Raw genomic sequence first — 23,447 nt, forward strand, 5'->3', positions numbered from 1 at the left:
CGATACGCGGGCCTGGGCGGCCTGATCACTGCCGGTGGCTGCCGTGGTTGTCCCAGGCGACCTGGCTGGAGGAGTGGGCGAGCAGGCGGCCGGTGGTGACGACGAGTTGGAGATGGAGCCGGTGCGGCGTGCAGGCCGGACGGGGCGCTACGCCGGGCGGTCACCCGGCGGCTCACTTCTGGTGCGTGGTGGCGAGGGCTGAGGTGAGGCTCTCGGTGAGAGCGGTGTCGTCGTGCTCTGTGCTTGCCCAGGCGATATGGCCGTCGGGGCGGACGAGGATGGCGCGGACGTCGGTGAGCTCGGCCGGTGGCTGGCGCGGGGTGGCGGTGTGGACGTGCAGTCCTCGGCGCGCGTATCCGGCGAGGCATCCGCTGCCGGTGAGATCCAGCAGGAGGTGGCGGTCGACACGCAGCAGCGCGAACAGGCCGGTGTCGCCGAGGCTGAGGTCGGGGGCGCGGGTGCCGGTCAGCGGGTGGTCACCGGGGGTGGTGGCCGGGTAGGCGACGGCGAGGGAGCTGACCTGGGCGGCCAGGTGGTCGTTGAGGTCGGGCAGGGTGGTGATCAGCCGGGCGAGCAGGCCGCGCAGGTCGAGTCCTTCGGGGGTGAACGCGGTCATCAGGGCGACCTGGGCGCGGCTGGTGGCGGTGAGGTCGGCGCCGACGGGGTGGCGCTCGGCGTGGTAGGTGTCCAACAGGCCTTGGGGGGCCCAGCCGTTGAGGGTGGCGGCTAGCTTCCAGGCGAGGTTGGCGGCGTCTTGGATGCCGACGTTCATGCCGACGCCGCCGGCGGGGAAGTGCTGGTGGGCGGCGTCTCCGGCGAGGAAGACGCGGCCTTTGCGGTACTGGTCGGCGAGGCGGGTGGCGTTGCCGTAGCGGGAGAGCCAGGCAGGGTCGCGCAGGCCGAAGTCGGTGCCTGCCATGGTGACCACGTTTTCGCGTAGTTCGTCCAGGGTGAGGTCGCCGGGCCAGGTGGTGGTGAGGTCGCGGGGGGTGATGCCGACCAGGCGGTGGATGCCGCCGGGCATGGGGACGGTCATGAGGGCGCCTGCGGGGCCGAAGTAGCTGTATCCGGGGGCGGGCGGGTCGTCCAGGACCACGTCGCCGAGCCAGCCGAGCACCGTGGAGGGGGTGCCGGGGTAGTCGATGCCGGCAGCGGTGCGCACGGTGCTGCCGGCGCCGTCGCAGCCGACCAGGTAGACCGCCTGGAGAGTGGAGGACCCGTGCGGTCCGGCGGTGTGCACGGCGATGTGGTCGGGGTGCTCGGTGAAGCCGGTGACCTCGTGTCCGCGCAGGATGCGTGCGCCCAGGCCGAGGGCCTGGCCCTCCAACAGTGCCTCGGTGCGCTCCTGGGGCAGGGCGATGGTGTGAGGGAAGGGGCTGGGCAGGCGCCGGAAGTCCAGGCGGGATTCGAGGGCGCCGAAGTGGCCTCCGGGCAGCGGTATGCCCTCGCTCACGAAGGGCTGGTGCGCGCCGCGGGAGGCGAAGGTCTCGATGGTGCGGGGGTGCACGGTCAGGGCGCGGGAGCGGGAGTCGCGTTCGGAACGGGGCTCGATCACGACGACGGTGATGCCCGCGCGGCGCAGTTCGCCGGCGAGCCACAGGCCCACGGGCCCGGCACCTGCGACGACAACCTGATAGTTCATGATTTTTCTCTTTCTCGACGCAGACTCTTGGTCGGTGACCAACGCTCGGAGCGGAGTAAACTAGGTCAGTGACCAAGAAGCAAGCCGGAGAAGAGACCGCGGGCCAGCTCACCCGCGCCGCCGTGATTGATGCCGCCCTCCGGGTGCTGGACGAGCGCGGCCTGGACGGGCTCTCCACCCGGGCGGTCGCCGACCGCCTCGGAGTGCGGATGAACACCGTGCTGTGGCACGTGAAGACCAAGGCGCGGATGCTGGAGCTGATGGCCGACGCCGTCCTCGCCGATATCCGCTACGACGACCTGCCCGACGCCCCTCTGGCACGCGCCCGCGAGCTGGTCGGCCGATACCGGCACGCGCTGCTCGCCCGTCGCGACGGCGCCGCTCTGGTCACCGGCACCTACCCGGCCGAACCGAACACGCTGCGCTTCGCCGACCGCCTCGTCGACGCGTTCCTGGAAGCCGGTGCCGATGAGCGGCAGGCGGCGTGGACGGCTTGGACGGTCAACTACTTCACCCTCGGCCTGACCCATGAGCAGCAGGCCGAGGGCGGGGAGGACGACGCGAGGCTCGCCCAAGCCGTCGAACACGGTCACCCGGCGCTGCAACGCGTCCTGCCCCATCTCGGGCAGAACTTCGACGAGCGCTTCGCCTTCGGCCTGGAGGCGGTTCTGTCCCGCATTCCCGACTGACAGCGAGCCCTGCCCGGGGTCTCAAGGCGCCGCGACAACAACGGGTCGCGGGTCCTGCGCCCGGCACACCCGGCCCTGCCCAACTCGTCGACGGAGCTCGACGGAGCGCACCCTCACCTGGCCAAGAAGGGCTGCGGGCCGCGGTCGGGCCGATATGTGCTGCCTGATCCTGATGCGTCGCTAGATCGCGGTGAAACCGCCGTCAGCGGCGACCACGGCTCCCGTGACGAAACTGGACCGGGGCGAGACAAGGAAGCACAGGACCTCGGCTATCTCCTCGGGCTGCGCCACACGTCCCAGTGGCTGCGCGTCGGCGAAGGACGCCAGGTAGGCGCGGCTGTCGGGGCGGATCGAGTCGAGGAAGTCCGTCTCGATGACGCCGGCGGCCACGAGGTTCGCGCGGATGCCCAGCGGGCCACCCTCGACGGCGAGCACCTTGGTCAGTTGGGCCAGAGCGCCCTTCGACGCGCTGTAGGCGACGCCTTCGGGCAGGGCGACGGTGGAGGCGTACGAGCCGGTGCTCACGATGGCGCCGCCGCCGCGGCTCTTCATGGCCCGGAATGCTTCGCGGGCGCAGAAGAAAGAGCCGCGGGCGTTGACCGCCATCACGGTGTCCCAGTCCTCTGCCGTCGTTTCGGTGACCGGCTTGTTCTGGGTGCGCCCGGCATTGTTCACGAGGATGTCAAGACCGCCGAAGGCGTCCAGGGCCCTGGCCACCGCACGGTGGGCGGTCTCCTCCTGGGTGATGTCACCGTGTGTCGCGACGACGCCGGGAAACTCCTCCGCCAGATTCGCGACATCGGCGCGGAGGTCCAGGGCGACGACCTGGGCGCCGCGGGCGTGGAGGAGCGCCACGGTCTCCCTGCCCACCCCTCGCGCGGCTCCAGTGACAAGGGCGATCTTCCCAGCGAACTCGACGGATTCGGATGTTGCGGCGGATGCGGTTGCGGTTGCGGTTGCAGGTGTCATGGTGCGATCCCTGGAGAAGGTGACTGTGAGCGCAGGCGTCGGTGCAGGACACCTGAAGTGCCGTGCTGTGTCATGCAGTTGTTCAGTGCGCGGTGAGCCCGCCGTCGACCACCAGCTCCGCGCCGGTGACGAACGAGGAGTCGTCGCAGGCCAGGAAGAGGAACGCGGGGGCGACCTCGTCGGCACGGCCTGCTCGGCGCATGGGGGTGCGTTGGATGTCCGGCTGCTGGTCGCCTTGGTCGTCCAGCAGGTCCTGGATCATCGGCGTGGCGATCACCCCGGGATGCACCGAGTTGATCCGTACTCCCTGCCGGGCGTACTCGACCGCGGCGGTCTTGCTCAACAGGCGCACGGCCCCCTTGGACGCCTGATAGGCCGCAGCCGCCCCGCTTCCCACCAGGCCGAGTACGGACGACGTATTAATCACTGACCCGTTGCCGCTCGCACGCAGGAGCGGCATCGCCGCCTTCATTCCGAGCCAAGTGCCTTTCTGGTTCACGTCGATGACGCGGTCCCACGCCTCTTCCCGCGTGTCCTCGATACCTGGCCAGTCCACGATGCCGGCGAGGTTCACGAGCACGTCCAGCGTCCCGAACCGATCGCGTACGAGGGTGATCACCTCGTCCCACTCCCGCGCGGAGGAGACATCGAGGCGGGCAGCGACGACCTCCGCGCCTCGTGCCTCGATCCGTTGGGACAGCTCCCGCAGGGGGCCTTCGGCGACATCGGTGATCACCAGCCGGGCGCCTTCGTCGGCGAAGAGCTCGGCAGTCGCTGTGCCGAGGCCGCCAGTCGCGCCTGTGATCAGCGCGACCTTGCCGTCAAGTCGTTGTCCTGTCATGGGTGTCGTCCTTGAATCTCGTTGGTGTTGACTGACTGTTGTGTCGGGCCGTTCTGGTCCACCGGCGGTGGAGTCGCACCCCGGTTCCAGGGTGGTCACGGCCCCGGCCCTCTCTACGACTGCTTCTGCTCCCGGTAGAGCACGAGGTGCTCGTGATAGAGCACTCCGTCCCGGATGTCGCCCGTGGCGGTAAAGCCGGTGTCGTCGACGTAGTCCAGGTGGCTGTCGGTCACCGTGTACCGGCCGGTGTACGCACTGACCCGCTCACCGCGGGCCTCGTCGTACCGGCCGTCCGGCAGCAGCTCCTGTCGGATGTGACCATCCGCGGTCACCCACACCCCGACCACGTCGACCTGCTCGCTCTCAACGCTCCCGGCCATGGCGAACTCCTCTCCTCGCACGATGTCGTTCTTTCCGCTCCACCGAGTCTGGGCAGGTCACCGGCCATCAACCAGGACGCGTGCTGCCTGGGCATGGCACACCCAGGCAGCACGCCGAGCCCTCGCCTAGCCTGAACACATGGACGACAATCACCTGGGAGACTTCCTGCGCGCACGCCGCGCCGACCTGCGGCCGGAGGCCGTCGGCGTGGCGAGTTACGGGCCCCGCAGAGTCGCCGGGCTGCGCCGCGAGGAGGTCGCCGTCCTGGCCGGAGTCAACGCCGACTACTACACCCGCCTGGAACAAGGCCGCGAGCGCAATCCCTCAGCCCAGGTGATCGACGCACTCAGCCGCGCACTGCACCTCGACACGGAGGCCCGCGCCCACTTGTACCGGCTGGCCGGGGCCACGCCGAACGATCGGCCCTCCGCTCACGCCACCGAGCACGTGAGCCCCGCGCTGCGACAGCTGATGGACGGCTACCCGAACACTCCGGCGTTCGTCATGAACCGGACCCTGGACCTCCTCGCCGCCAACGCCCTGGCCGATGCCCTCTACGCCCCGTTCGATCGGGCGGACAACCTGGCCCGCATGACCTTCCTCGACCCCGCAGGGCGCAGTTTCTACACGGACTGGGACCGGGCAGCACAGGCCGCCGTCGCCAATCTCCGTGAGGCCACCGGCTTCGAGCCGGACAACCCACGGCTGCGTGAACTCGTCCGCACCCTCACCGAGAAGAACGCGGACTTCAACCGTCTCTGGAGTGCCCACACCGTGCGTGGCAAGACCCAGGACGCCAAACACTTCCTCCACCCGGACGTCGGCCCTCTCACCCTCACCTACCAGGCTTTCGACGTACGCGACGCCCCCGGGCAGCAGCTCGTCATCTACCACGCGGAACCGGGTAGCCCCAGTGCCCAGTCCCTCGATCTGCTCGGCTCCATCCACGCCACCCGCCGGGGGTCCGCCCCTCGGCCCCACCGCTGACCTGCCGACGGAACAGGGCTTGGCTCTTCGGCTTGGCCGCCGTCCTACGTGTGCGACTTCGTGGAAGCCGTAGCAACTGGTGGCCGGAGCACGGGAACTGCAGCAGCGTTCTCTCTCAGGTGCGCGTGCGCCGCTGCCCGCATCCGGTCGGAGGCGTGCGGATCGCACCGTGCCATGTGCACCGGAACCGGTTCACTCCGAGGGCTGGCTCTCGTTGTCGTCCTGGAGCATGTGGCGACGTTCCTGTTCGCGCTTGGAGTAGGCGGCGGCCCGAATCGCCTCGTCGCTTTCCAAGCCCGAGCCCAGTGCGCCGCCCACGGTGGCGGTCGAAGCGACGAACCAGGACAGCGTCAAGTATTCCGTGGTGTCCAGCGGGCTTCGCGTCAGTGAGGCGAACACCCGGTCGTTGAGGATGAACAGCGCCCATACCAAGTTGATGGCCATCAAGCCCACGTAGCAGACGAGCACCCCGATCCCCACGGTCACGACTGTCGAGGTGTTGTAGAGCCTCGTCCTCTGTTTCTCCTCCGGCGAATTCCCCGATGAGCGATGCCACAGTTGGGCGTCCACGATCAGCCAGCCGATCATGATCGCGACGGATCCGACCGTGGCGATCACAAGACGTGGCACGCTCAGAGCCTCGGCCAGGCTCCAGACAGTGGAGTTCACGGTGGCGACAGCTCCGGTGGCGAGCGCGGCGGCCAACGCCTTCGACAAGCCCGGCACCAGCCGCCACGGCCGGTTGGCACGGACCATTCCGATGAGAACGCGCACGAAACCCCGCGGGCCGCTGACGACGTACCGCCGATCGGCGTCCTCCTCCTTGCTGACCGGGCTGGGGTGGACCGGTGCGAGACGACCGGCAAAGGGCGTCGGCGGCGACTGACTTCGCGCGGATTCCTCCCCCTCGGTCGCCTGTGAGTCAGCCAGGCCGAGCACGGCTTCTTCCACCGCCCGACGGGCTCTCGTCTGCAGGCGCAAGCCCCCCAGCGACGGAAGGGACAGCAGCGCCACGCTGTGCTCGTGACTTACTTCTACCGCCAACGTGTGCCCGTGGGTGTGCAGGGGAAGATCGGTGAGGGCCACGACGATGTCCCAGCTCTCGGCGCTCGCGCGGTCCTTGATCCGGCGCATCAACGTGGGCGGATCCTCGCTCCCCGAGGTGAAGGGCTCGCTGATCACCTCGACGTCGAAGCGTCGCCCCTGGCCTGACTTGCCGGCGAGGCGAGCGGGTAGTACCCGGGCCATGCGCTGCGCGATCTCCGTCGGGGCGTCCGGATCCGCCAGGAGAGCCACGACCGTAACGCTCATGGACGACCCCGCATGTCTGAACCCCTCACATCGGCTGCCCCCGAGAGCGCACGTATCCACAGGATGCCCCGGAGGTAGCGTGACGCCGAAGTGACACGCTCTCCCGAACGCGCGGTAGCCGTGTTCTCCAAGGCGGGAACGTCAGGACACGAGCCGGCCCGCCATCGGCCGAGGCCCCTCGGGGCCCGCTGTGCGGATGAGGTTGCCCGCCCTTTCCCGGTGTTCGTGTACCAGGCGGATCGCCATGGCGCCCTCACCTGCCGCCGAGGCCACCCGTTTGACCGAGCCGCTTCTGACGTCGCCGGCGGCGAAGACCCCGGGGAGGCTGGTCTCCAGCAGCAGTGGACCACGGCCGAGCGAGTCCCACCGGGTGGCCTCGGCGGCCGCTTGGGCGTCCGCGCCGGTGAGGACGAAGCCCTTCTCGTCCAGGGCCAGCTCGCCCCTGAGCCAATCCGTGTGCGGCCGGGCCCCGATGAACACGAACAGTGCCGCGGCCCGCAGTTCGCGGCGCTCCCTGCTGGCGTTGTTCTCCACGGTCAGCGACTCCAGCTTCTTCTCCCCGCTCACGCCCCGGACTTCGCTTTTGAGCAGTACCTCGATCTTCGGGTGCCGTTCCACCTGGTCCACCAGGTAGCGCGACATGTCCGCGTTGAGGTCACCGCCCCGGACGAGCAGGTGGACCCTGGGGGAGTGGTTCGCGAGGAACAGCGCCGCCTGCCCGGCGGAGTTCCCGCCGCCGACCACGGCTACCGGATCCGCCTTGCAGAGACTGGCCTCATGGACGGTCGCGGCGTAGTAGACACTGATGCCCTCCAGGCGGTCGATGCCGGGCACATCGAGCCTGCGATACCACACGCCCGAGGCGAGCACCACGGCCTTCGCTCGCGCCTGGGACCCGTCCGTGAAGGCGATGATGTACTCATCGTCCTGCGGGGTGAGGCCGTTGACCTGGGCCGGCACCATGAGGCGAGCACCGAACTTGTGGGCCTGGAGCACCGCGCGTTCGACGAGTTCACCCCCGGAGATGCCCGAGGGGAAGCCAAGGTAGTTCTCGATGCGGGATGAGGTACCGGCCTGGCCTCCGGTGGCCACGGCGTCGAGGGCGAGGGTGGCGAGGCCGTCGGAGGCACCGTACACGGCGGCGGCCAGGCCCGCGGGGCCCGCACCGACCACCAGCACGTCGCACCGCCCGGCCTTTGGCGAGGGGGCGGGCAGGCCGATGAGCCGGGCGAGGTCGGCGTTGCTGGGATTGCGCAGCACCCGCTCGCCCTTCCAAAGGACCACCGGGGTCTCCTCGGGGGAGATGGAGAACCGGCGCAACAGCGCCTCGGCCTCCTTGTCTTTCTCCAGATCCAGCCAGCGGTGGGGCAGCCGGTTGCGGGCGGCGAACTCACGCAGCCGCAGCGTGTCCGGTGAATAGCACGAGCCCAGGATGCGGAATCCGGCGCCGATGCCGATGAGCAGGTACCGGCGGCCCAGAAAGGCGCGGAGGATCAGGTCGCCCAGGACGGGGTCGCGGCCCACCAGGTCACGCTGCCGCTCCACGGGGATGGCCAGGATCTCGCCCGCCTCGCGCACCACGGCGGTTTCGAACGCCACCTCGCCCTCCAGCAGCCCGAGTTCCCCCAAAAACCGGCCGGGTCCATGCACCGCCACCGTGCGTTCCTCGGGCCCGCCGTGGTCCTGGAGGATCTCGACGGTCCCGTCGAGGATCGCGAGGAACTCCCGGGACGGCTCGCCCTCGCGGTACAGCACCTCGCCCTCGGTGGTACTTCGGCGCTCACCGTGCGCGGTCAGCTCCTGGAGTTGCTCCGGTGCAAGGCGCGGGAACGCCCCATAGCGGTCCGGTGTCTCATGGACCGGGTCCTGCCGCTGCTCGGCGGTGCTCATCAGACCGGGGCCTCGTCGACGTAGCACCAGCGCCAGTGCTCTCCCGGCTGGAAGGACTGCACGATGGGGTGGCCCGCGCTGTTCGCGTGCCGCCTGGCGTGCTTGAGGGGCGAGGAGTCGCAGCAGCCGACGTGCCCGCACGTGAGGCAGAGCCGCAGGTGCACCCACGGGGAATGCTCCCGGAGGCACTCCTCGCAGCCCTGCGGGGTACGCGGTGTCACGGGGTGCACCATCTTCAGATGCGGGTCGGGAATAGTGGCCATGAGGTTTTTCCTTCCGTGAACGTGACTGGTGAGCCAGTACCTGTGGTGTTTTTGTGCACCCGCGTGCGCAGCTTCGGTGCGGGCGGCACCGGCTTATCGTGTTCACCCGTCCGCAGTGCGTTGCGGCCTGTCGGCCATGGCCTGCTCGACCCATGAGCGCAGGACCGGCGCGGGTGCCGCGCCGGCCTGCCGGGCGACCGTCTCGCCCCGGTCCAGGACGAGCAGGGTCGGTACGGCCTGCACCTCGAACCGCTGGCTGAGCCGTGGGTTCTTGTCGACGTCGACCTTGACGAGCTTGATCTGTCCGGCGAGGTCGCGGGCGACCTGTTCGAGGGCCGGGCTGACCATGCGGCAGGGCCCGCACCAGGTCGCCCAGAGGTCGACGACGACGGGCATCGTGGCTTGCTCGACGACCTCGGTGAAGTCGTCGTCGCCCGCGTCGGCGATCCAGGGCAGGGGTCGCTTGCAGCGGCCGCAGTTGGGGCGTCCCTCGGCGGCGACCGGAATCCGGTTGCCTTGCCCGCAGTGGGGGCAGGTCACCGCCGTCGTCCGGCTGGTATTCATGCCGCCACCGCTTCCTCGGCCGCATCCTGGTGCTCGTAGGTCACTGCTAGCTCTCCGTGCTGGGCGTCGACGCGGATCGTCGCGCCGTCCTGAACGTCGCCGCGCAGCAGGGCACGTCCGACCAGGGTCTCGACCTCGTGGGAGATGTAGCGCCGCAGCGGCCGGGCCCCGTATACCGGGTCGTAGCCCTGGTGGGCTATCAACTCGCGTGCCGCGTCGGTGAGGTCGACGGTGATGCGGCGTTCGGCGAGCCGCCGTCGCAGTTCGTCGAACTGCAGGTCCACGATCCGCTCGATCTGCCGCTCACCGAGCGGCCTGAACAAGACGATGTCGTCGACGCGATTGAGGAACTCGGGGCGGAAGTGTCCGCGCAGCTCACCCATCACCCGGGCGCGGGCGTCCGGCTTGATCTCACCCTCGGCGGTGGCGCCGTCCAGGAGGTGCTCGGAGCCGATGTTGGACGTCATGATGATCACGGTGTTGCGGAAGTCGACGGTGCGGCCCTGCGCGTCGGTGATGCGGCCGTCATCGAGGATCTGCAGCAGGGTGTTGAAGACGTCGGTGTGCGCCTTCTCGATCTCGTCGAACAGCACCACCGAGTACGGCTTGCGGCGTACGGCCTCGGTGAGCTGGCCGCCTTCCTCGTAGCCGACATATCCGGGTGGGGCGCCCATGAGGCGGCTGACGGTGTGCCGCTCCTGGTATTCACTCATGTCGAGGCGGACCATGTTCTCCTCGGAGTCGAACAGGGCCCGGGCGAGGGTCTTGGCCAGTTCCGTCTTTCCGACGCCGGTGGGGCCGAGGAAGATGAACGAGCCGATGGGGCGGCGTGGGTCGCGGATGCCGGAGCGGGCGCGGATGATGGCGTCGGCGACGAGCTTGACGGCCTCGTCCTGGCCGATGACGCGCTCACGCAGGATCTCGTCGAGGCGCAGCAGTTTGTCGCGCTCACCCTCCTGGAGGCGGGTGACGGGGACACCGGTCCAGGCGGCGACGATCTCGGCGATCTCCTCCTCGGTGACGACCTCGCGCAGGAGCCGGTTCTGGCCTTGCTTGGCGGCCAGTTGTTCCTCCTCCGCGGCGAGCCGGCGCTCCAGGTCCTGGAGGCGCCCGTAGCGCAGTTCGGCGGCGCGGTTGAGGTCGTAGGCACGTTCGGCCTCTTCCGCCTCGTGGCGGACCTGCTCCAGTTCCTGGCGCAGTTCCTGCACGCGGCGGATCGCCTGGCGTTCGGCCTCCCACTGGGCGTGTTTGGCGTCGGCCTCGCCGCGCAGGTCGGCCAGTTCCTTACGCAGCTCCTCCAGGCGGGTCTTGCTGGCGGGGTCGGTTTCCTTGGACAGGGCCGCCTCCTCGATCTCCAGGCGGGTCACCCGGCGCGTGATCTCGTCGAGTTCGGCGGGCATCGAGTCGATCTCGGTGCGCAGTCGGGCGCAGGCCTCGTCGACGAGGTCGATGGCCTTGTCGGGCAGGAACCGGTCGGTGATGTAGCGGTGGCTGAGGGTGGCTGCGGAGACCAGCGCGGTGTCCTGGATCTTCACGCCGTGGAAGACCTCCAGGCGTTCGCGCAGTCCGCGCAGGATGGAGATGGTGTCCTCCACGCTCGGCTCGTCGACCAGGACCTGCTGGAAGCGGCGTTCGAGGGCGGCGTCCTTCTCTATGTGCTTGCGGTACTCGTCCAGGGTGGTGGCGCCGATCATGTGCAGTTCGCCGCGCGCGAGCATCGGCTTGAGCATGTTGCCCGCGTCCATGGCCCCTTCGGCGGCGCCGGCCCCGATGACGGTGTGGAGTTCGTCGACGAAGAGCAGGATGTGTCCCTGGGCGGCCTTGACCTCGTTGAGCACGGCCTTGAGGCGTTCCTCGAACTCACCGCGGTACTTGGCGCCGGCGACCAGTGAGCCCATGTCGAGGGCGAACACGATCTTGTCGCGGAGGCCTTCGGGCACGTCACCGCGGACGATGCGCTGGGCGAGACCCTCGACGATGGCGGTCTTGCCGACGCCGGGGTCGCCGATGAGGACGGGGTTGTTCTTGGACTTGCGGCTGAGGATCTGGGTGACACGGCGGATCTCGGCGTCGCGGCCGATGACCGGGTCGAGACTGCCGGCCTTGGCCTCGGCGACGAGGTCGCGGCCGTACTTCTCCAGGGCCTCATAGGCCACTTCGGGGTTGGCGGAGGTGACGCGCTGGTTGCCGCGGACCTGGGTGAGCGCACCGAGGAACGTGTCCCTGGTGACGCCCGCCTGGTTGAGGAGTCGTCCGGCGGCGGTTGCCGAGCCCTCTTCGGACAGGGCGAGCAAGAGGTGCTCCACGGACACGTACTCGTCCTTGAGGCGCTTTGCCTCCCGTTCGGCGGTATCGAGCAGGCGGGCCAGGCGCTGAGTGACGAAAACCTGGCCGGGACCCGCGCTGGAGCCGGTGACCTTCGGGCGGCGGGACAACTCCTCGCGCACGGTCTCGCGCAGTTCCTCCGGCTGCGTGCCGGCCTGTTGCAGCAACCGCGGGATCAGACCGTCCTCCTGATCGAGTAGTGCGAGCAGCAGGTGTTCCCCGTCGACCTCGGTCTGCCCCATCCGGACGGCCGCGTCCTGGGCCTCCTGGAGGGCTTCCTGGGATTTTTGGGTGAGCCGGTTCATGTCCATGGGGGTGTTTCACTCCTCGTGGCGCGGCCTCGCAGGGCGGCTTCGAGCAGGCTGATGCGATCGAGCAGGTCGAGCACCAGGCCGATGGATGCGTAGTTGAGGCAGAGTCCGGAGCGCAGCCGCTGGATACGGGCGAGGACCGCCGGGGCCGCGGGGTCGAACGCCAGGTTCCCCGCGCCGTCGCGCTCGGCGTCGACCAGACCGAGGGCGACGAACCGGCGGATCAGATCAGGATGGAGGCCCGAGCGACGGGCCACGGCGTGCAGGGAGAGTCGGGGAACGGGCACGAGCGCGTACCGGACAGCCGTCGAGAGGGGGACGTCGGCGCTCGTCCGCACCGGACGGGCGCCCATGCCGGCCCGGCCCATGCCTGCCGCTCCCGCGGATCGATCGTTCATGGCGTCCTCCTGGGGTCGAACGAGGAGGCCGCGGCGAGCTCCTCGAACAGGTCACGCTCCCGGTCGCTGAGGGTGGGTGGCACCACGACGCGGAGTTCCGCGTACAGGTCGCCGTTCGCGCCGCGCGGGTTCGGCATGCCCTCGCCGCGCAGCCGCAGCCGACGGCCGCTGGAGGAGCCCGCGGGAACGGTGACCTTGGCCGTGCCGCCGCCGGGGGTGGGCACCGGCACGGTCGCCCCCAGGGCCGCCTCCCAGGGGGCGACGGGGACCTGGAGGTGCACATCGCGTCCGTCCAGCCGGAACCGGGGGTGGGGCTTGATGCGGACGCGCAGGTAGAGGTCGCCTCCGGGAGCTTCACCACTGCCCTGGCCGCCCTCGCCCGCCAGCCGGATGCGCTGCCCGTCGGTGACGCCCGGCGGGACATGGACCTCGTAGCGCCGCGGCTGCCCGGTGGGGCCGGCGAGTGTGACGGTGCGCCGGCCGCCTTGGTACGCCTCCTCGACGGTGAGCGGCAGTTCGGCCTCCTGGTCGGCTCCCGGTACACCGGAGCGGGCGGCGCCCGCTCCGAAGAGCGAGCCGAGCAGGTCCTCGATGTCGACCCCCTCCGCTGCGAAGTCGTCGCCGAAGCCGCCGGTGTACCGCACGCGTGGACCGCCCGCTCCGGCGGTCCTACGGGCGCGGGGGCCGGCGCCTGCTCCGGCCGCGACCCGTTCGTCGAAGTCTTCGGGGATCTTGCGGAAGTCCTCGCCGAAGCGGTCGTAGCGGGCCCGGGTCTTGGGATCCGACAGGACGCTGTGCGCCTCGTTGAGGTTCTTGAAGCGTTCCTCCGCCCCCGGGTCCTTGTTGACGTCGGGGTGGTACTTGCGGGCGAGCTTGCGATATGCCTGTTGGATCTCGTCCTGGCTGGCGGTGCGGGGCACGCCCAGCACCTCGTAGAAGTCCTGTGCCATGGCCGGTCACTCCCGCTTCGCGACAGTGACGGCGGCGGGCCTGAGCTGGCGCTCTCCGTCCCCGTAGCCGGGGCGCAGTACCTCGACGACGGTGCCCGGCGGGGCGTCGGGGTCCTGGACGACGCCGACCACCTCGTGCTGGGCCGGGTCGAAGGCGACGCCGGTCTCGGCGTGCCGCGGGTAGCCGAGCAGTTCGAGGACGTTCACCGCCTGGTCGCGGACCGCCCTGACGCCCTCCACGACCGCGCCCGCCTCGGCGCCGGCATGGCTCAGGGCGAGTTCGAGGTTGTCGAGGACGGGCAGGAAGGCGGCGGCCGTGCGGGAACGCTCGACCGTCCGCTCCCGTTCCAGTTCCTTGGCGTGGCGCTTGCGCAGGTTGTCGAGGTCGGCGAGCGCGCGCCGCCAGCGGTCCTCCAGTTCCTGGAGCTCGGCCGCATACGCGTCCTCGGACGGTGCGGGGCCGCCGGCGGAGTCGGGGCCGGGGTGCTCGTCCGTGGCAGGTCCCTGCCCTGTCGGCGGGCCCGATCGCGGAAGGCTGCCGGGGGGAGGGCGCACAGCGTCCTCGGAAGCCGGATCGGTTGGCTCGGGCACGGCCGGGCCGGGTTCCCTGGGATGGATCGGCATGGCGGTACCTCAGTTCTTGTCGAACTCGGCGTCGATGACGTCGTCGTCACCGCCACCGCTGCTCTGGCCGGCCTCGGTAGCGCCGCCTCCGGTGGCCTCCTGGCCCGGACCGCCCGTGGCGGCGGCGCCCTGATGGGCCGTCAGCCCGGCAAGCACCTGCTGGAGTTCGGAGCTCAGGGGCCGCACGCGCTCCACGCCGGCCTCTTCCTTGACCGCTGCCCGGGCGTCGGCGACGAGCATCTCGGCGCGTGCCTTCTCGTGTCCCGGCGCTGCGTCGCCCAGTTCGGCGAGGCGCTTCTCGACCTGGTAGGCGACGGCGTCGAGCTCGTTGCGGGCATCGACGGCCTCGCGCAGTGCCTGGTCCTGGCCCTGGTTGCGCTCGGCCTCCTGGACCATGCGTTCGACCTCGCTGCGGTCCAGGTTGGAGCTCTCGCTGATGGTGATGCCCTGTTCCTTGCCGGTGTCCCGGTCGCGGGCCGTGACGTTGAGGATGCCGTTGGCGTCGATGTCGAAGGTGACCTCGACCTGTGGTTCGCCCCGCGGCGCGGGCCGGATGTCGGTGAGCTGGAACCGGCCGAGCACCCGGTTGTCGGCGGCTCGTTCACGCTCGCCCTGGAGGACCACCACATCGACGGCGGGCTGGTTGTCCTCGGCGGTGGAGAAGGTCTCGGAGCGGCGCACGGGGATGGTGGTGTTCCGCTCGATGATCTTCGTCATCACGCCGCCGCGTGTCTCGACACCCAGCGACAGGGGCGTGACATCGAGCAGCAGGACGTCCTTGACCTCTCCCTTGAGCACCCCGGCCTGGATCGCGGCACCCAGGGCCACGACTTCATCGGGGTTGACGCTCATGTTGGGGTCCTTGCCGCCGGTCAGCCGGCGCACAAGGCTCTGGACAGCGGGGATGCGGGTGGAGCCGCCGACGAGGATGACCTCGTCGATGTCGCTCTCGCCGACCTTGGCGTCGCTCATGGCCTGTTGGACAGGCCCCAGGCACCGCTCCACCAGGTCGCTGGTGATCTGCTCGAAGGTCGACCGCATGATCGAGTCGGTCAGGTGCTTGGGACCCGAAGCGTCGGCCGTGATAAACGGCAGGCTGACTTGGGTCTGGGTGACCGAACTGAGCTCGGTCTTGGCCTTCTCCGCCGCCTCGAACAGTCGTTGCAGCGCCTGCGGGTCCTGGCGCAGGTCGATGCCGTTCTCCTTCTGGAAGCCGTCCGCGAGGTGATCCACCAGACGCCGGTCGAAGTCGTCTCCGCCCAGGTGGCTGTCGCCGGCGGTGGAGCGCACCTCCACCACGCCGTCGCCGACGTCGAGGATGCTCACGTCGAAGGTGCCGCCGCCCAGGTCGAAGACGAGCACGGTCTCGTGCTCCTTCTTGTCCATGCCGTACGCGAGGGCGGCCGCTGTCGGCTCGTTGATGATCCGCAGCACCTCGAGGCCCGCGATCCGACCGGCGTCCTTGGTGGCGGTGCGCTGCGCGTCGTTGAAGTAGGCGGGCACCGTGATGACCGCCTCGGTGACCCGTTCGCCGAGCTGCTTGGAGGCATCGTCGGCGAGTTTGCGCAGCACCTGCGCGCTGATCTCCTCAGGCGCGTACAGCTTGTCGCGCACCTCGAAGCGGGCCGCGCCGCCGTCGCCCTCGACGACGTCGTACGCCACCGCCTTTGCCTCGTCGGAGATCTCGTTGAAGTGCCGGCCGATGAACCGCTTGGCCGAGTAGATGGTGCCCTTGGGGTTGAGGATCGCCTGGCGCCGGGCCAGCTGGCCCACCAAGCGCTCGCCGGTATCCGTGAAGGCCACCACGGACGGTGTCGTGCGGTTGCCCTCGCTGTTGGGCACGACGGATGGTTCGCCGCCCTCCCACACGGCGATCACCGAGTTGGTGGTGCCCAGGTCGATTCCCACTGCCTTAGCCATGAGGAACTCCTCCTGGTACGGCGGCTCGCGCCGTCTCTTGGGGTCACGTGTCAGGTATGGGTGGATTCACTGCCGTGCTCGACGGCGCGTTCGTCAGCCATACGGTCTCGTCGGCGATTGCCTTGGCTCCATGAAGACCTGGTCCCGGCTCGACTTCTTGAGGTGAGCGAGGCGAGCCTCGGCGGACGCCCGGCAGGGCATGCAGCAGCATGCCGGACGGTGCGCCGACGATCGCTCCGAAGATGCGTTTGTACAGGCGAGGAGCCGGGCGGGGGCGACGCGGTCAAGCCGGGTCACAAGGCCGACCGGCCAGCCGATCGGGACACCCGATAGCGCACCGCTCGCTGCTCCCTGAAGGGGGCCCGGGCGCTGCTGTGGTTCATCCGATCGCTCACCTGTTTCGTCGTGCACATGTTCGGATTGGCGATTGCCGCTTCCTCCACGGTCACCCCGCGGTCAGGGCGGCGGTCGGTCGGGCAGTGCGCCAGACGTCCAGCTGCACCATGTACGGGCAACCGTCCTGCGGCACTGCGCTGTCATCGCCCATCCCTTCCTGTCTGTGCGCGCGACGACTTTCGAACACACCCCAGGGTGTCGAGCCGGGTGGCTCCACGCCTGGGCCCGGCAAGTCAGAAATGCACGGTTCTGGTCACCCTGGGAGTATCAGAGGAACAAAATGCGAAGATTTCGGATTAGCTCGTCCGCGAGGGGGTCGCGGTAACACTGCTTGCCTCCGGACGGCTCGGGCGAACGGAGCGAGCCCATGGCTGACAGCCGGGCGCACCACCGATACCGCAGGGGGCCTGCTCGTGGGGGCAGCATTCCGCGGCGCAGCTCTAGGTGGCCCCCCACAGCCGCGCGGAAAGGGCCCCGCCCACACACTCGGATCTCTCCCGGTCACGCCCTCCACGAACTGACGGTGCTTTCCCGCGTTCTGCTCGGTACGCCTGATGAAGGCGAGATCCTGCGCCTCGCCATGGTTCACATAGCCGCCGCAGGGCCGTACAGAGCCGAGGCGGGGTATCTCAAAGTGGATGGTGAACTGGTCCTCAGCCCGACGGCCGGGCCGGTCCATGGCTTGGGCATGAGCCGACGAGTGCGGGAGCTGGCGGGGGAAGATGGCCCCATACGCGTACCCGGCAGGCGCTGGGGGCGAGCCCTGGGACTGCGCGGGACTGAGGGACTCCACGGCTACCTCGTGGTGACGGCCCGCTCCCGGCCCACTCGGGCGGAGCGCTCCCTGCTCGCCACACTCATCCGGCACACAACTGCAGCTCTTTCCATTGCCTTTGCGCACCGCCGCCAACGCGAGGAAGCGCTGGAGTTGCACCGGGTGCGGGAGGAGTGCGCAGCCCTCCAGCGGCAGCTGATCTCCGTCGTGGCCGAGCTGGGGTACCAGCGGGCCGTTCACGCGCTCATGGCCGACATCGCCGCCTCGGGTGGCGGCGAGGAAGCCGTCACCCGCGCACTGCACGACCTCACCGGACTCCCCGCACTGGTCGAGGACCGCTTCGGGCGACTCAGGGCCTGGACCGGACCCGACCGCCCCGACCCTTACCCGGAACCGGACCCCATACGCCAGGACGAAATGCTGCACGCCGTCGCCCGGGAGGCCGGGCCGGTACGGATAAAGAACCGGCTGATCACTCTGGTCCGCCCGCACAGCGAGGTCCTGGGCGTGCTGGCCCTGGTCGATGCCGGGGGAGAGGCCGACGAGCACACCATGCTCGCGCTGAACTTCGCCGCGACGTCGCTCGCCCTGGAACTCACGCACCTGCGCAATCTGGCCGAAGTGGAGCTGAAGCTGCACCGCGAGCTGGTCGATGACCTCTTGGCAGGGACGGATAACACGAGCGCCTACGCCCGGTCTGAGGCACTCGGACACGACCTGCACCGTAGCCACTACGTCGTCGTGGTGCAGTGGTCGAACCGGGACCCGGCCCCCTTCACACAGACCGTGGGCAAGGCGGCCTCTGCCGTGGGTATGCGCTCCTTGCTGACCCGACGCTCCGACCACGTAGTCATGATCACTGACGACAGGCCGCCCGCCGACGCCTTGTACGAGGCGCTCGCCAAGGAGACCGGGACACCAGCTGGGGCGATCGGGGTGAGCGCCCTTTGCGACTCTCCGGACGACATCCCCCACCGCTACCGAGAGGCTCAGCGCGCCCTTGAAGTGCGCCGTCACTCCTGCGACCACAACGGCACGACGTTCTTCGACAAGCTCGGCCTCTACCGCATCCTGGGACCTGGCAACGACCACCGCCAACTGGAGACGTTCGTCGACGAGTGGCTCGGGCAGCTCATCGACTACGACCGCCACAATCACACGGCCATGGTGGAAACCCTGTCCCGGTACTTCGACTGCGGTGGCAACTACGACGAGACCGCCAAATTCCTTCGCATTCACCGCAGCACGCTGCGCTACCGACTCCAACGCATCCGCGACATCAGCGGCAACGACCTCGCGAACGTCGACGACCGGCTCAACCTGCAGGTGGCGACCCGGGTATGGAAGAACGTGCTGGGTTTCCCCGACTGAAGCCCTGCAGGAACTGCTGTGCGTGACGCGGCAGCTGGCCGGGCTGTCCCGTCACAGGAGCGCCCGACCAGCGGCATCACCCACGTCACGCCCCCTACAACCGGGTCATATACAGGGTGTCCGAGGGTGTCACGCCGTAGCGTTGACGATAGGCGGCGGCGAACCTGCTGCGGTGTGGGAAGCCCCAGCGGTAGGCGACATCAGTCACGGTCACCTGCCCCGGTTCCTTCGAGCGCAGCTCCTCATGAGCACGGGTCAGCCGTATCCGGCGCAGATAGTCCATGGGGGACATCCCCACGTGCTGGCGGAACCCCTGCTGCAGTTGCCGGATGCCCACCCCGGAGGTCTCGGCGAGGGACGTGATGGTGAACGGATGCTCCGGGTGCGCCTCCATGGCGTCGATGGCGCGCTTGACCGGGGCAGGACGGCTGGGAGGCACCGGCCGCGCCAGTACTTCGCGATAAGGGTGATCAGCCGCCAGCAGCAGCCCGATCACCACTGCCTCGTGCAGACGCTCGGCTATGAGCTCCTGGCCGATGAGCCCCTGGGACGTCTGCGCATCTGCCGCCGCCATCCGGACCAGTTGGGCCCAGCTGCGCCCGGGGCCGTGAGAAACGTCCATGGAGGGTTTCAGACGAAGGGGCAACTGGATCGGGGCGTCGAGTAGTCGCTCCAACTGGAGCTCCAGTTCAGGGCGTTCGATCTTGACCGCGAGAAGCCGGCAATCACCGCTCCACCGGTCCAGCACCGTGTTGTGGCGGGGCTGGAAGACAGCGGCTTCATGCACGGTCGCCAGCAGCGGATCGAGGCGCCCCTGGTGCCACGCCATGGACCCGGACAGCGGCAGATCGACGTGGTAGGCACCCAGCTCGCCGAAGCGCATACACAGATCTGCGCCGAACTGCAGAGTACCGAGCGTCACACGCCGGAGCCTGCTGACCGCGAAGTGCCCGTTGAGCGCGGCTGATGGCTGGAGCAGGTCGACGACGTTGGAGTAGAAGTTTTGCCGGATGACCTGGCGGGCCTCGTCCAGGTCGTGGGTGCGGACCTGGACCGGCTGGGCGAATTCGGCTCGGAGGGCCGAAACCTGGTGCATGTTCCCCTCGCTCCTCGGGCGGGCCATCGGCTTGCTTGTCTCATGCCCGACCACCGGGGCGCAGGCCCGAGGTCGTGACGTCCGTTGATGGAGTTGATCGGGGGACACCCAGAGTGGATGGCGGGCGCCGGGGCCGCGTGGAATGTTAGATCAACACCTGCTGCGGCCGAGGTGTTGGGTCGACACGTCAACCCAGCTCACCCTGTGCGCAAGACGTCAGCGATCTCGTAACGGGCGGTCCGGTCCTTTGCCAGGAGTACGCCCGCAGACCAGCATCGACGCGGCCGGCCGGGGCGAAACCAACGGAGCCACGCCGTCCCACCAGACCTCACTCACAGAATCGTTCGGCACCCGTAGAAGTCTGCCCCTCCATCGACCAAGCCCCTCACCGAACTCAGGGCGCAACGATCAATCAGCTGCGTTTACAGGATCGCTGCATGTGTTAACCGGATCACGCACTCAGGTCGCAGAACCTAGCCTTCACGTGGGCAACTGCCCTTCCGTAGTACTGGCCGACGGGGTGCCGCTCGGCGATGCTGCGGCCGACGTCCTTGGTGCCCGGACCCCGCACTCAGGACGCCGCGGGCATCGAAGCGCGTCAGGGTCTGGGCACGCTGCAGGCGGGCGAGATCGTCCATCGACCAGAAACGCAGCCGACGCACGAAGCTCTCGGGGTGTGGGGATGCTGGGTGCTGACCTGAGTGATGTCTCAGTGATCTGCCCCCTGGCTTCTGGATACTGGCTGGCGTCGCAGTCGATCTGGTCTGCTTCCGACGTTTCGAGTTGGGCTAGTGGAAGAGCTCGCAAGGGGTGGCCATGCACGATGACCGCATGGACGTGACCGCCGAGATCGTGGCGGCCCTGCTCCGAGAACAGTTCCCTCAATGGAGCTGCAAGTCGATCCGACTCGTGTCGTTCACCGGGACGGTCCACGCCATCTTCCGCATCGGCAACGACCTCTCGGCGCGGGTCTGTCATCGCACTACGATCAGGGTTTTCGCGCGCGAGTCAACATCAAGCGGGTCGTGTCCCGCGAGGTGGTGCAGCGAATCGGCCGCACTCCGGATACGCCGACTTGTCCCCGAGCCGTATCGCTACCACGCGGCGATGACCGCGCCCGGAATCGGGCACATGCCCCCGCCCCGCCCCCCGTCGGATGCGTTCCTGCCGTCGTCATGGGATCGCGCAGGAGGACGAGCGATCCGTTGTAGGTCGGGCGGTTGCGTAGGTGGCCGAAGGCTTCGTCCCAGGCGCCCGAGCCGAGGGCGCGGCGCAAGGAGATGTCGAAGTCCTGGCGGGCGCGGTCGTCAATGAAGCTCCACGCGGAGCAGGATTGACGGGCGGCGGGATTGAGGAGGAGTTCGGGGCGGCCGTAGTACGCCTCGTTGAAGCCGTCGGTGCAGTCCCATGGGATGGGGACGTACTGGATGGAGGTGGGGCCGCCGAGCGCGTTAGCGAGTCGGTCCAGGGGCGGGTAGCGACGGGCTTCGGTCTCCAGGACATCGGGGGCGTATTCGTAGAGCCAGAAGTCGCGCACGCGCGCGGGGTCGCAGGTCAGTACGGCTACGGGGCCGCGGGTGACGCGGCGCATCTCGCGCAGCCCGGCTTCGACATCGGACCACTGGTGGACGCTGAAGAGGGTCATCGCGGCGTCGAACTGCCCGTCGGCGAAGGGGAGGTCCTCGGCGACGGCGTCGATGGCGGTGGCGAGCTGGGCAGGACGCTGGGCGCGCATCGCCAAGGAGGGCTCGACCGCGGTGATCGTGTGCGCCGCGACCTCGTACGATCCGGTCCCCGCGCCGACGTTGAGGACCGTGCGCGCGTCGCCGAGGGTTTGGGCGATGACGTGGGCGACGCGCTCGTCGGGGCGGCGAAAGGAGGCGTGGGCGGGGCCGGTGCCCCCGTAGTCGACGTCGCCGACGCTGCCATCGTAGGTGCGCATGACCATAGGGACCTCGCATTTCGGGCCTGGCCGGAGCTGCGGGTTCCGCGCCCCGGACAACGACCACCATTTTGCATCTGCCAGATGGAATCTCATAGCTTCCTGGTGAATGCTTGGCTGATCGGCCAAAGTCTGTGGCATGTGCGTCAACTGGATTGGAGGTTAAGCCGACCTGGGGTCACGCCCGGCCGACTGTTGCCGGTGGCCTCTCGCAGGGCAGGCTGACGGCTTTGGGTGATACGGCGACGAGCTCCGTGATGTCATCGGGAGAGGGCCTCGTGGCAACAAGCGTTCTAATCAAGGTCTGTTGTGCGTCGCCGTGGTGCTGGCGGGTCAGGCGTCGCGGCTGAGTAAGCGCCGCACGTGCGAGCGCCCGACTGATGCTGATGGGTGGTTCGAAGGACCCCATATGTGACGACTTTGGACCCTGCTCGATTTGCCGCCCTCAGGGTGGGATTGCCGTGGTGGATGCGACGGGGTCCCAGCAGTCGTTCCGCGAACGTCATAAGTTCGGGGAACGGCAAGGCGCCACTGTGGCCATGCCACATCCAACGACCTGTGAGGCAGCACCCCATGAGCCTGAGCATCCGGAACCAGATTCCCGGCACCGTCTCCTCCGTCACTGCCGGCGATGCCATGGCGACCGTCAAGGTCCGTCTCGCGGGCGGCCAGGACATCACCGCCGCCATCACCACCGAGTCCGTCAAGGAGCTTGGCTTCGCTGAGGGCTCCGAGGTGAAGATCCTCGTGAAGTCCACCGAGGTTTCCCTGGCCATCGGCAGGGTCCAGGGAGTCTCCATCCGCAACCAGATCGAGGGCACCGTCACAGATATCGCCGTCGGCGGTGCCATGGCGTCCGTCAAGGTCGACGTCCCGGGCGGCGCGCTCACCGCGGCCATCACCAAGGACGCCGTCGCAGACCTGGAGCTGGCCTCCGGCTCCTCCGTTGTCGCGCTCATCAAGTCGACCGAGATCTCCCTCGCCACCATGTGACCCGGCACGGGACTGACACAGCCTGCCGGGCGCCTACCTGAGCGTTCGGTCCTTCGCTCGGGGCGAGTGGTTCTGCGCTTATTCTTGCGCGCATGCAGCGTTACACAATCGGGCAGGCAGCCCGCCTGCTGGGCGTGAGCCCGGATACCGCACGCCGGTGGGCCGACGCGGGGCGCGTGACCACCCACAGGGATGAGGGTGGGCGTCGGCTCATCGACGGGCGGGACCTGGCCGCCTTCTCGGTCGAACTCGCCAAGAACGGTGCTGACGAAGACGCGTCCTACACCTCCGTCCGCAACGCCTTCCCGGGCATCGTGACCGGCGTGAAGCTCGGCGATGTCGCGGCACAGGTAGAGATCCAGGCAGGACCGCATCGACTCGTCTCACTGCTGACTCGGGAGGCCGTGGAGGAGTTGGGCCTTGAAGTCGGCATGGAGGCCACCGCCCGCGTGAAGTCGACCAACGTGCATATCGACCGGACCTGACGCACCAGGCCGCTTCGAACAGCAGGCCCCTCGGGCCACAGCCGCGCGGTGTGAGCACCGCGGGACACGTTGACGATCTCGTCCCCACGAAGCGAAAGCGGCACGCGCTGCACACTGACTCGATGCCACGACGAGATCGACGGTGTCGAACCATGCGTATGGCGGCGCACGGCGGGGGACTCCTGGTCATCTGCGGCATCCACCAGGAGGGCGAGAATGGGGATGGCTTAGACGCCATTTCAGTTGGCGTGATCTTGCGGCAGTCTGGGGTGATGACTGCTGCGCTTGTCGAGCGTATGGCGCCGGAAGACCTGTGGGCGTTGT

The 23,447-nt window shown here is 68.9% G+C and carries 20 protein-coding genes; 5 read left to right on the forward strand and 15 right to left on the reverse strand.

Translation table 11 applies throughout. The features are described 5' to 3' along the window. Positions 1–172 precede the first annotated feature (172 nt). A complete protein-coding gene (locus tag ACWGIH_RS38535) occupies positions 173–1,642 on the reverse strand; it encodes an FAD-dependent monooxygenase (RefSeq protein WP_453451588.1) in 1,470 nt (489 codons plus the stop codon). A 68-nt stretch (positions 1,643–1,710) separates the two neighbouring features. On the opposite strand from ACWGIH_RS38535, the gene ACWGIH_RS38540 reads away from it, so the two are divergent. Continuing rightward, positions 1,711–2,331, forward strand: coding sequence for a TetR/AcrR family transcriptional regulator C-terminal domain-containing protein (locus ACWGIH_RS38540; RefSeq protein WP_453451589.1), 621 nt, complete (start codon positions 1,711–1,713; stop codon positions 2,329–2,331). Positions 2,332–2,511: 180 nt separating this feature from the next. Here the strand turns inward: ACWGIH_RS38540 and ACWGIH_RS38545 are convergent, their stop codons facing one another. From ACWGIH_RS38545 to ACWGIH_RS38555, 3 genes are all read right to left on the reverse strand, one after another. After that, a complete protein-coding gene (locus tag ACWGIH_RS38545) occupies positions 2,512–3,300 on the reverse strand; it encodes an SDR family NAD(P)-dependent oxidoreductase (protein WP_453451590.1) in 789 nt (262 codons plus the stop codon). Between the two features lie 82 nt (positions 3,301–3,382). Next, a complete protein-coding gene (locus tag ACWGIH_RS38550) occupies positions 3,383–4,141 on the reverse strand; it encodes an SDR family NAD(P)-dependent oxidoreductase (RefSeq protein WP_453451591.1) in 759 nt (252 codons plus the stop codon). 113 nt (positions 4,142–4,254) lie between these two features. After that, positions 4,255–4,521 carry an Atu4866 domain-containing protein gene (locus ACWGIH_RS38555; protein ID WP_453451592.1) on the reverse strand — a complete coding sequence of 89 codons (267 nt, stop codon included), beginning with the start codon at positions 4,519–4,521 and terminating at the stop codon, positions 4,255–4,257. A 139-nt stretch (positions 4,522–4,660) separates the two neighbouring features. Here ACWGIH_RS38555 and ACWGIH_RS38560 point away from each other — a divergent pair, with 139 nt between their 5' ends. Beyond that, positions 4,661–5,509 (forward strand): helix-turn-helix transcriptional regulator, encoded by an 849-nt coding sequence (locus tag ACWGIH_RS38560; protein WP_453451593.1) that lies wholly within the window; start codon positions 4,661–4,663, stop codon positions 5,507–5,509. 192 nt (positions 5,510–5,701) lie between these two features. On the opposite strand, the gene ACWGIH_RS38565 is transcribed toward ACWGIH_RS38560, so the two are convergent. From ACWGIH_RS38565 to dnaK, 9 genes are all read right to left on the reverse strand, one after another. Continuing rightward, on the reverse strand, positions 5,702–6,820 hold the full coding sequence (locus ACWGIH_RS38565; protein WP_453451594.1) for a hypothetical protein: 1,119 nt from the start codon (positions 6,818–6,820) through the stop codon (positions 5,702–5,704). Positions 6,821–6,961: 141 nt separating this feature from the next. After that, positions 6,962–8,710 (reverse strand): FAD-dependent oxidoreductase, encoded by a 1,749-nt coding sequence (locus ACWGIH_RS38570; protein ID WP_453451595.1) that lies wholly within the window; start codon positions 8,708–8,710, stop codon positions 6,962–6,964. After that, positions 8,710–8,973, reverse strand: coding sequence for a UBP-type zinc finger domain-containing protein (locus ACWGIH_RS38575; protein ID WP_453451596.1), 264 nt, complete (start codon positions 8,971–8,973; stop codon positions 8,710–8,712). Before ACWGIH_RS38575 ends, ACWGIH_RS38570 begins: the two co-directional genes overlap by 1 nt. Before the next feature lie 102 nt (positions 8,974–9,075). Further along, the gene (gene trxA, locus ACWGIH_RS38580) at positions 9,076–9,537 is read right to left on the reverse strand and encodes a thioredoxin (protein ID WP_453451597.1); all 462 of its coding nucleotides are present in this window, start codon (positions 9,535–9,537) and stop codon (positions 9,076–9,078) included. Further along, positions 9,534–12,173 (reverse strand): ATP-dependent chaperone ClpB, encoded by a 2,640-nt coding sequence (gene clpB, locus ACWGIH_RS38585; protein WP_453451598.1) that lies wholly within the window; start codon positions 12,171–12,173, stop codon positions 9,534–9,536. Before clpB ends, trxA begins: the two co-directional genes overlap by 4 nt. After that, on the reverse strand, positions 12,164–12,571 hold the full coding sequence (locus ACWGIH_RS38590; protein ID WP_453451599.1) for a chaperone modulator CbpM: 408 nt from the start codon (positions 12,569–12,571) through the stop codon (positions 12,164–12,166). The genes clpB and ACWGIH_RS38590 overlap by 10 nt, the downstream gene beginning before the upstream one ends. Then, positions 12,568–13,521, reverse strand: a complete 954-nt coding sequence (locus ACWGIH_RS38595; protein WP_453451600.1) for a DnaJ C-terminal domain-containing protein — start codon at positions 13,519–13,521, stop codon at positions 12,568–12,570. Before ACWGIH_RS38595 ends, ACWGIH_RS38590 begins: the two co-directional genes overlap by 4 nt. Before the next feature lie 6 nt (positions 13,522–13,527). Next, positions 13,528–14,145: a nucleotide exchange factor GrpE gene (gene grpE, locus ACWGIH_RS38600; RefSeq protein ID WP_453451601.1), complete on the reverse strand. Its 618-nt coding sequence runs from the start codon at positions 14,143–14,145 to the stop codon at positions 13,528–13,530. A 9-nt stretch (positions 14,146–14,154) separates the two neighbouring features. Then, complete coding sequence (gene dnaK, locus ACWGIH_RS38605; RefSeq protein WP_453451602.1) at positions 14,155–16,065, reverse strand: molecular chaperone DnaK; 1,911 nt, start codon at positions 16,063–16,065, stop codon at positions 14,155–14,157. Between the two features lie 763 nt (positions 16,066–16,828). Here dnaK and ACWGIH_RS38610 point away from each other — a divergent pair. Then, positions 16,829–18,607 carry a PucR family transcriptional regulator gene (locus ACWGIH_RS38610; RefSeq protein WP_453451603.1) on the forward strand — a complete coding sequence of 593 codons (1,779 nt, stop codon included), beginning with the start codon at positions 16,829–16,831 and terminating at the stop codon, positions 18,605–18,607. Between the two features lie 94 nt (positions 18,608–18,701). Here the strand turns inward: ACWGIH_RS38610 and ACWGIH_RS38615 are convergent, their stop codons facing one another. Continuing rightward, entirely contained in the window at positions 18,702–19,703 is a 1,002-nt protein-coding gene (locus ACWGIH_RS38615; RefSeq protein WP_453451604.1) for an AraC family transcriptional regulator, read from the reverse strand. Positions 19,704–20,691: 988 nt separating this feature from the next. Continuing rightward, a complete protein-coding gene (locus ACWGIH_RS38620; protein ID WP_453451605.1) occupies positions 20,692–21,645 on the reverse strand; it encodes a class I SAM-dependent methyltransferase in 954 nt (317 codons plus the stop codon). Between the two features lie 573 nt (positions 21,646–22,218). On the opposite strand from ACWGIH_RS38620, the gene ACWGIH_RS38625 reads away from it, so the two are divergent. Then, complete coding sequence (locus ACWGIH_RS38625; protein ID WP_453451606.1) at positions 22,219–22,638, forward strand: TOBE domain-containing protein; 420 nt, start codon at positions 22,219–22,221, stop codon at positions 22,636–22,638. A gap of 92 nt (positions 22,639–22,730) precedes the next feature. Beyond that, positions 22,731–23,123 (forward strand): TOBE domain-containing protein, encoded by a 393-nt coding sequence (locus tag ACWGIH_RS38630; protein ID WP_453451607.1) that lies wholly within the window; start codon positions 22,731–22,733, stop codon positions 23,121–23,123. The last annotated feature ends 324 nt before the right edge of the window (positions 23,124–23,447 follow it).

The sequence above is a fragment of the Streptomyces sp. NPDC054872 genome, from assembly GCF_053610705.1.

Coding starts and splice junctions, on each gene's coding strand:
- ACWGIH_RS38535 (WP_453451588.1), bottom strand. CDS start 1,642: ATGAACTATCAGGTTGTCGTCGCAGGTGCCGGGCCCGTGGGCCTGTGG.
- ACWGIH_RS38545 (WP_453451590.1), bottom strand. CDS start 3,300: ATGACACCTGCAACCGCAACCGCAACCGCATCCGCCGCAACATCCGAA.
- ACWGIH_RS38550 (WP_453451591.1), bottom strand. CDS start 4,141: ATGACAGGACAACGACTTGACGGCAAGGTCGCGCTGATCACAGGCGCG.
- ACWGIH_RS38555 (WP_453451592.1), bottom strand. CDS start 4,521: ATGGCCGGGAGCGTTGAGAGCGAGCAGGTCGACGTGGTCGGGGTGTGG.
- ACWGIH_RS38560 (WP_453451593.1), top strand. CDS start 4,661: ATGGACGACAATCACCTGGGAGACTTCCTGCGCGCACGCCGCGCCGAC.
- ACWGIH_RS38565 (WP_453451594.1), bottom strand. CDS start 6,820: ATGAGCGTTACGGTCGTGGCTCTCCTGGCGGATCCGGACGCCCCGACG.
- ACWGIH_RS38570 (WP_453451595.1), bottom strand. CDS start 8,710: ATGAGCACCGCCGAGCAGCGGCAGGACCCGGTCCATGAGACACCGGAC.
- ACWGIH_RS38575 (WP_453451596.1), bottom strand. CDS start 8,973: ATGGCCACTATTCCCGACCCGCATCTGAAGATGGTGCACCCCGTGACA.
- trxA (WP_453451597.1), bottom strand. CDS start 9,537: ATGAATACCAGCCGGACGACGGCGGTGACCTGCCCCCACTGCGGGCAA.
- clpB (WP_453451598.1), bottom strand. CDS start 12,173: ATGGACATGAACCGGCTCACCCAAAAATCCCAGGAAGCCCTCCAGGAG.
- ACWGIH_RS38590 (WP_453451599.1), bottom strand. CDS start 12,571: ATGAACGATCGATCCGCGGGAGCGGCAGGCATGGGCCGGGCCGGCATG.
- ACWGIH_RS38595 (WP_453451600.1), bottom strand. CDS start 13,521: ATGGCACAGGACTTCTACGAGGTGCTGGGCGTGCCCCGCACCGCCAGC.
- grpE (WP_453451601.1), bottom strand. CDS start 14,145: ATGCCGATCCATCCCAGGGAACCCGGCCCGGCCGTGCCCGAGCCAACC.
- dnaK (WP_453451602.1), bottom strand. CDS start 16,065: ATGGCTAAGGCAGTGGGAATCGACCTGGGCACCACCAACTCGGTGATC.
- ACWGIH_RS38610 (WP_453451603.1), top strand. CDS start 16,829: ATGGCTGACAGCCGGGCGCACCACCGATACCGCAGGGGGCCTGCTCGT.
- ACWGIH_RS38615 (WP_453451604.1), bottom strand. CDS start 19,703: ATGCACCAGGTTTCGGCCCTCCGAGCCGAATTCGCCCAGCCGGTCCAG.
- ACWGIH_RS38620 (WP_453451605.1), bottom strand. CDS start 21,645: ATGCGCACCTACGATGGCAGCGTCGGCGACGTCGACTACGGGGGCACC.
- ACWGIH_RS38625 (WP_453451606.1), top strand. CDS start 22,219: ATGAGCCTGAGCATCCGGAACCAGATTCCCGGCACCGTCTCCTCCGTC.
- ACWGIH_RS38630 (WP_453451607.1), top strand. CDS start 22,731: ATGCAGCGTTACACAATCGGGCAGGCAGCCCGCCTGCTGGGCGTGAGC.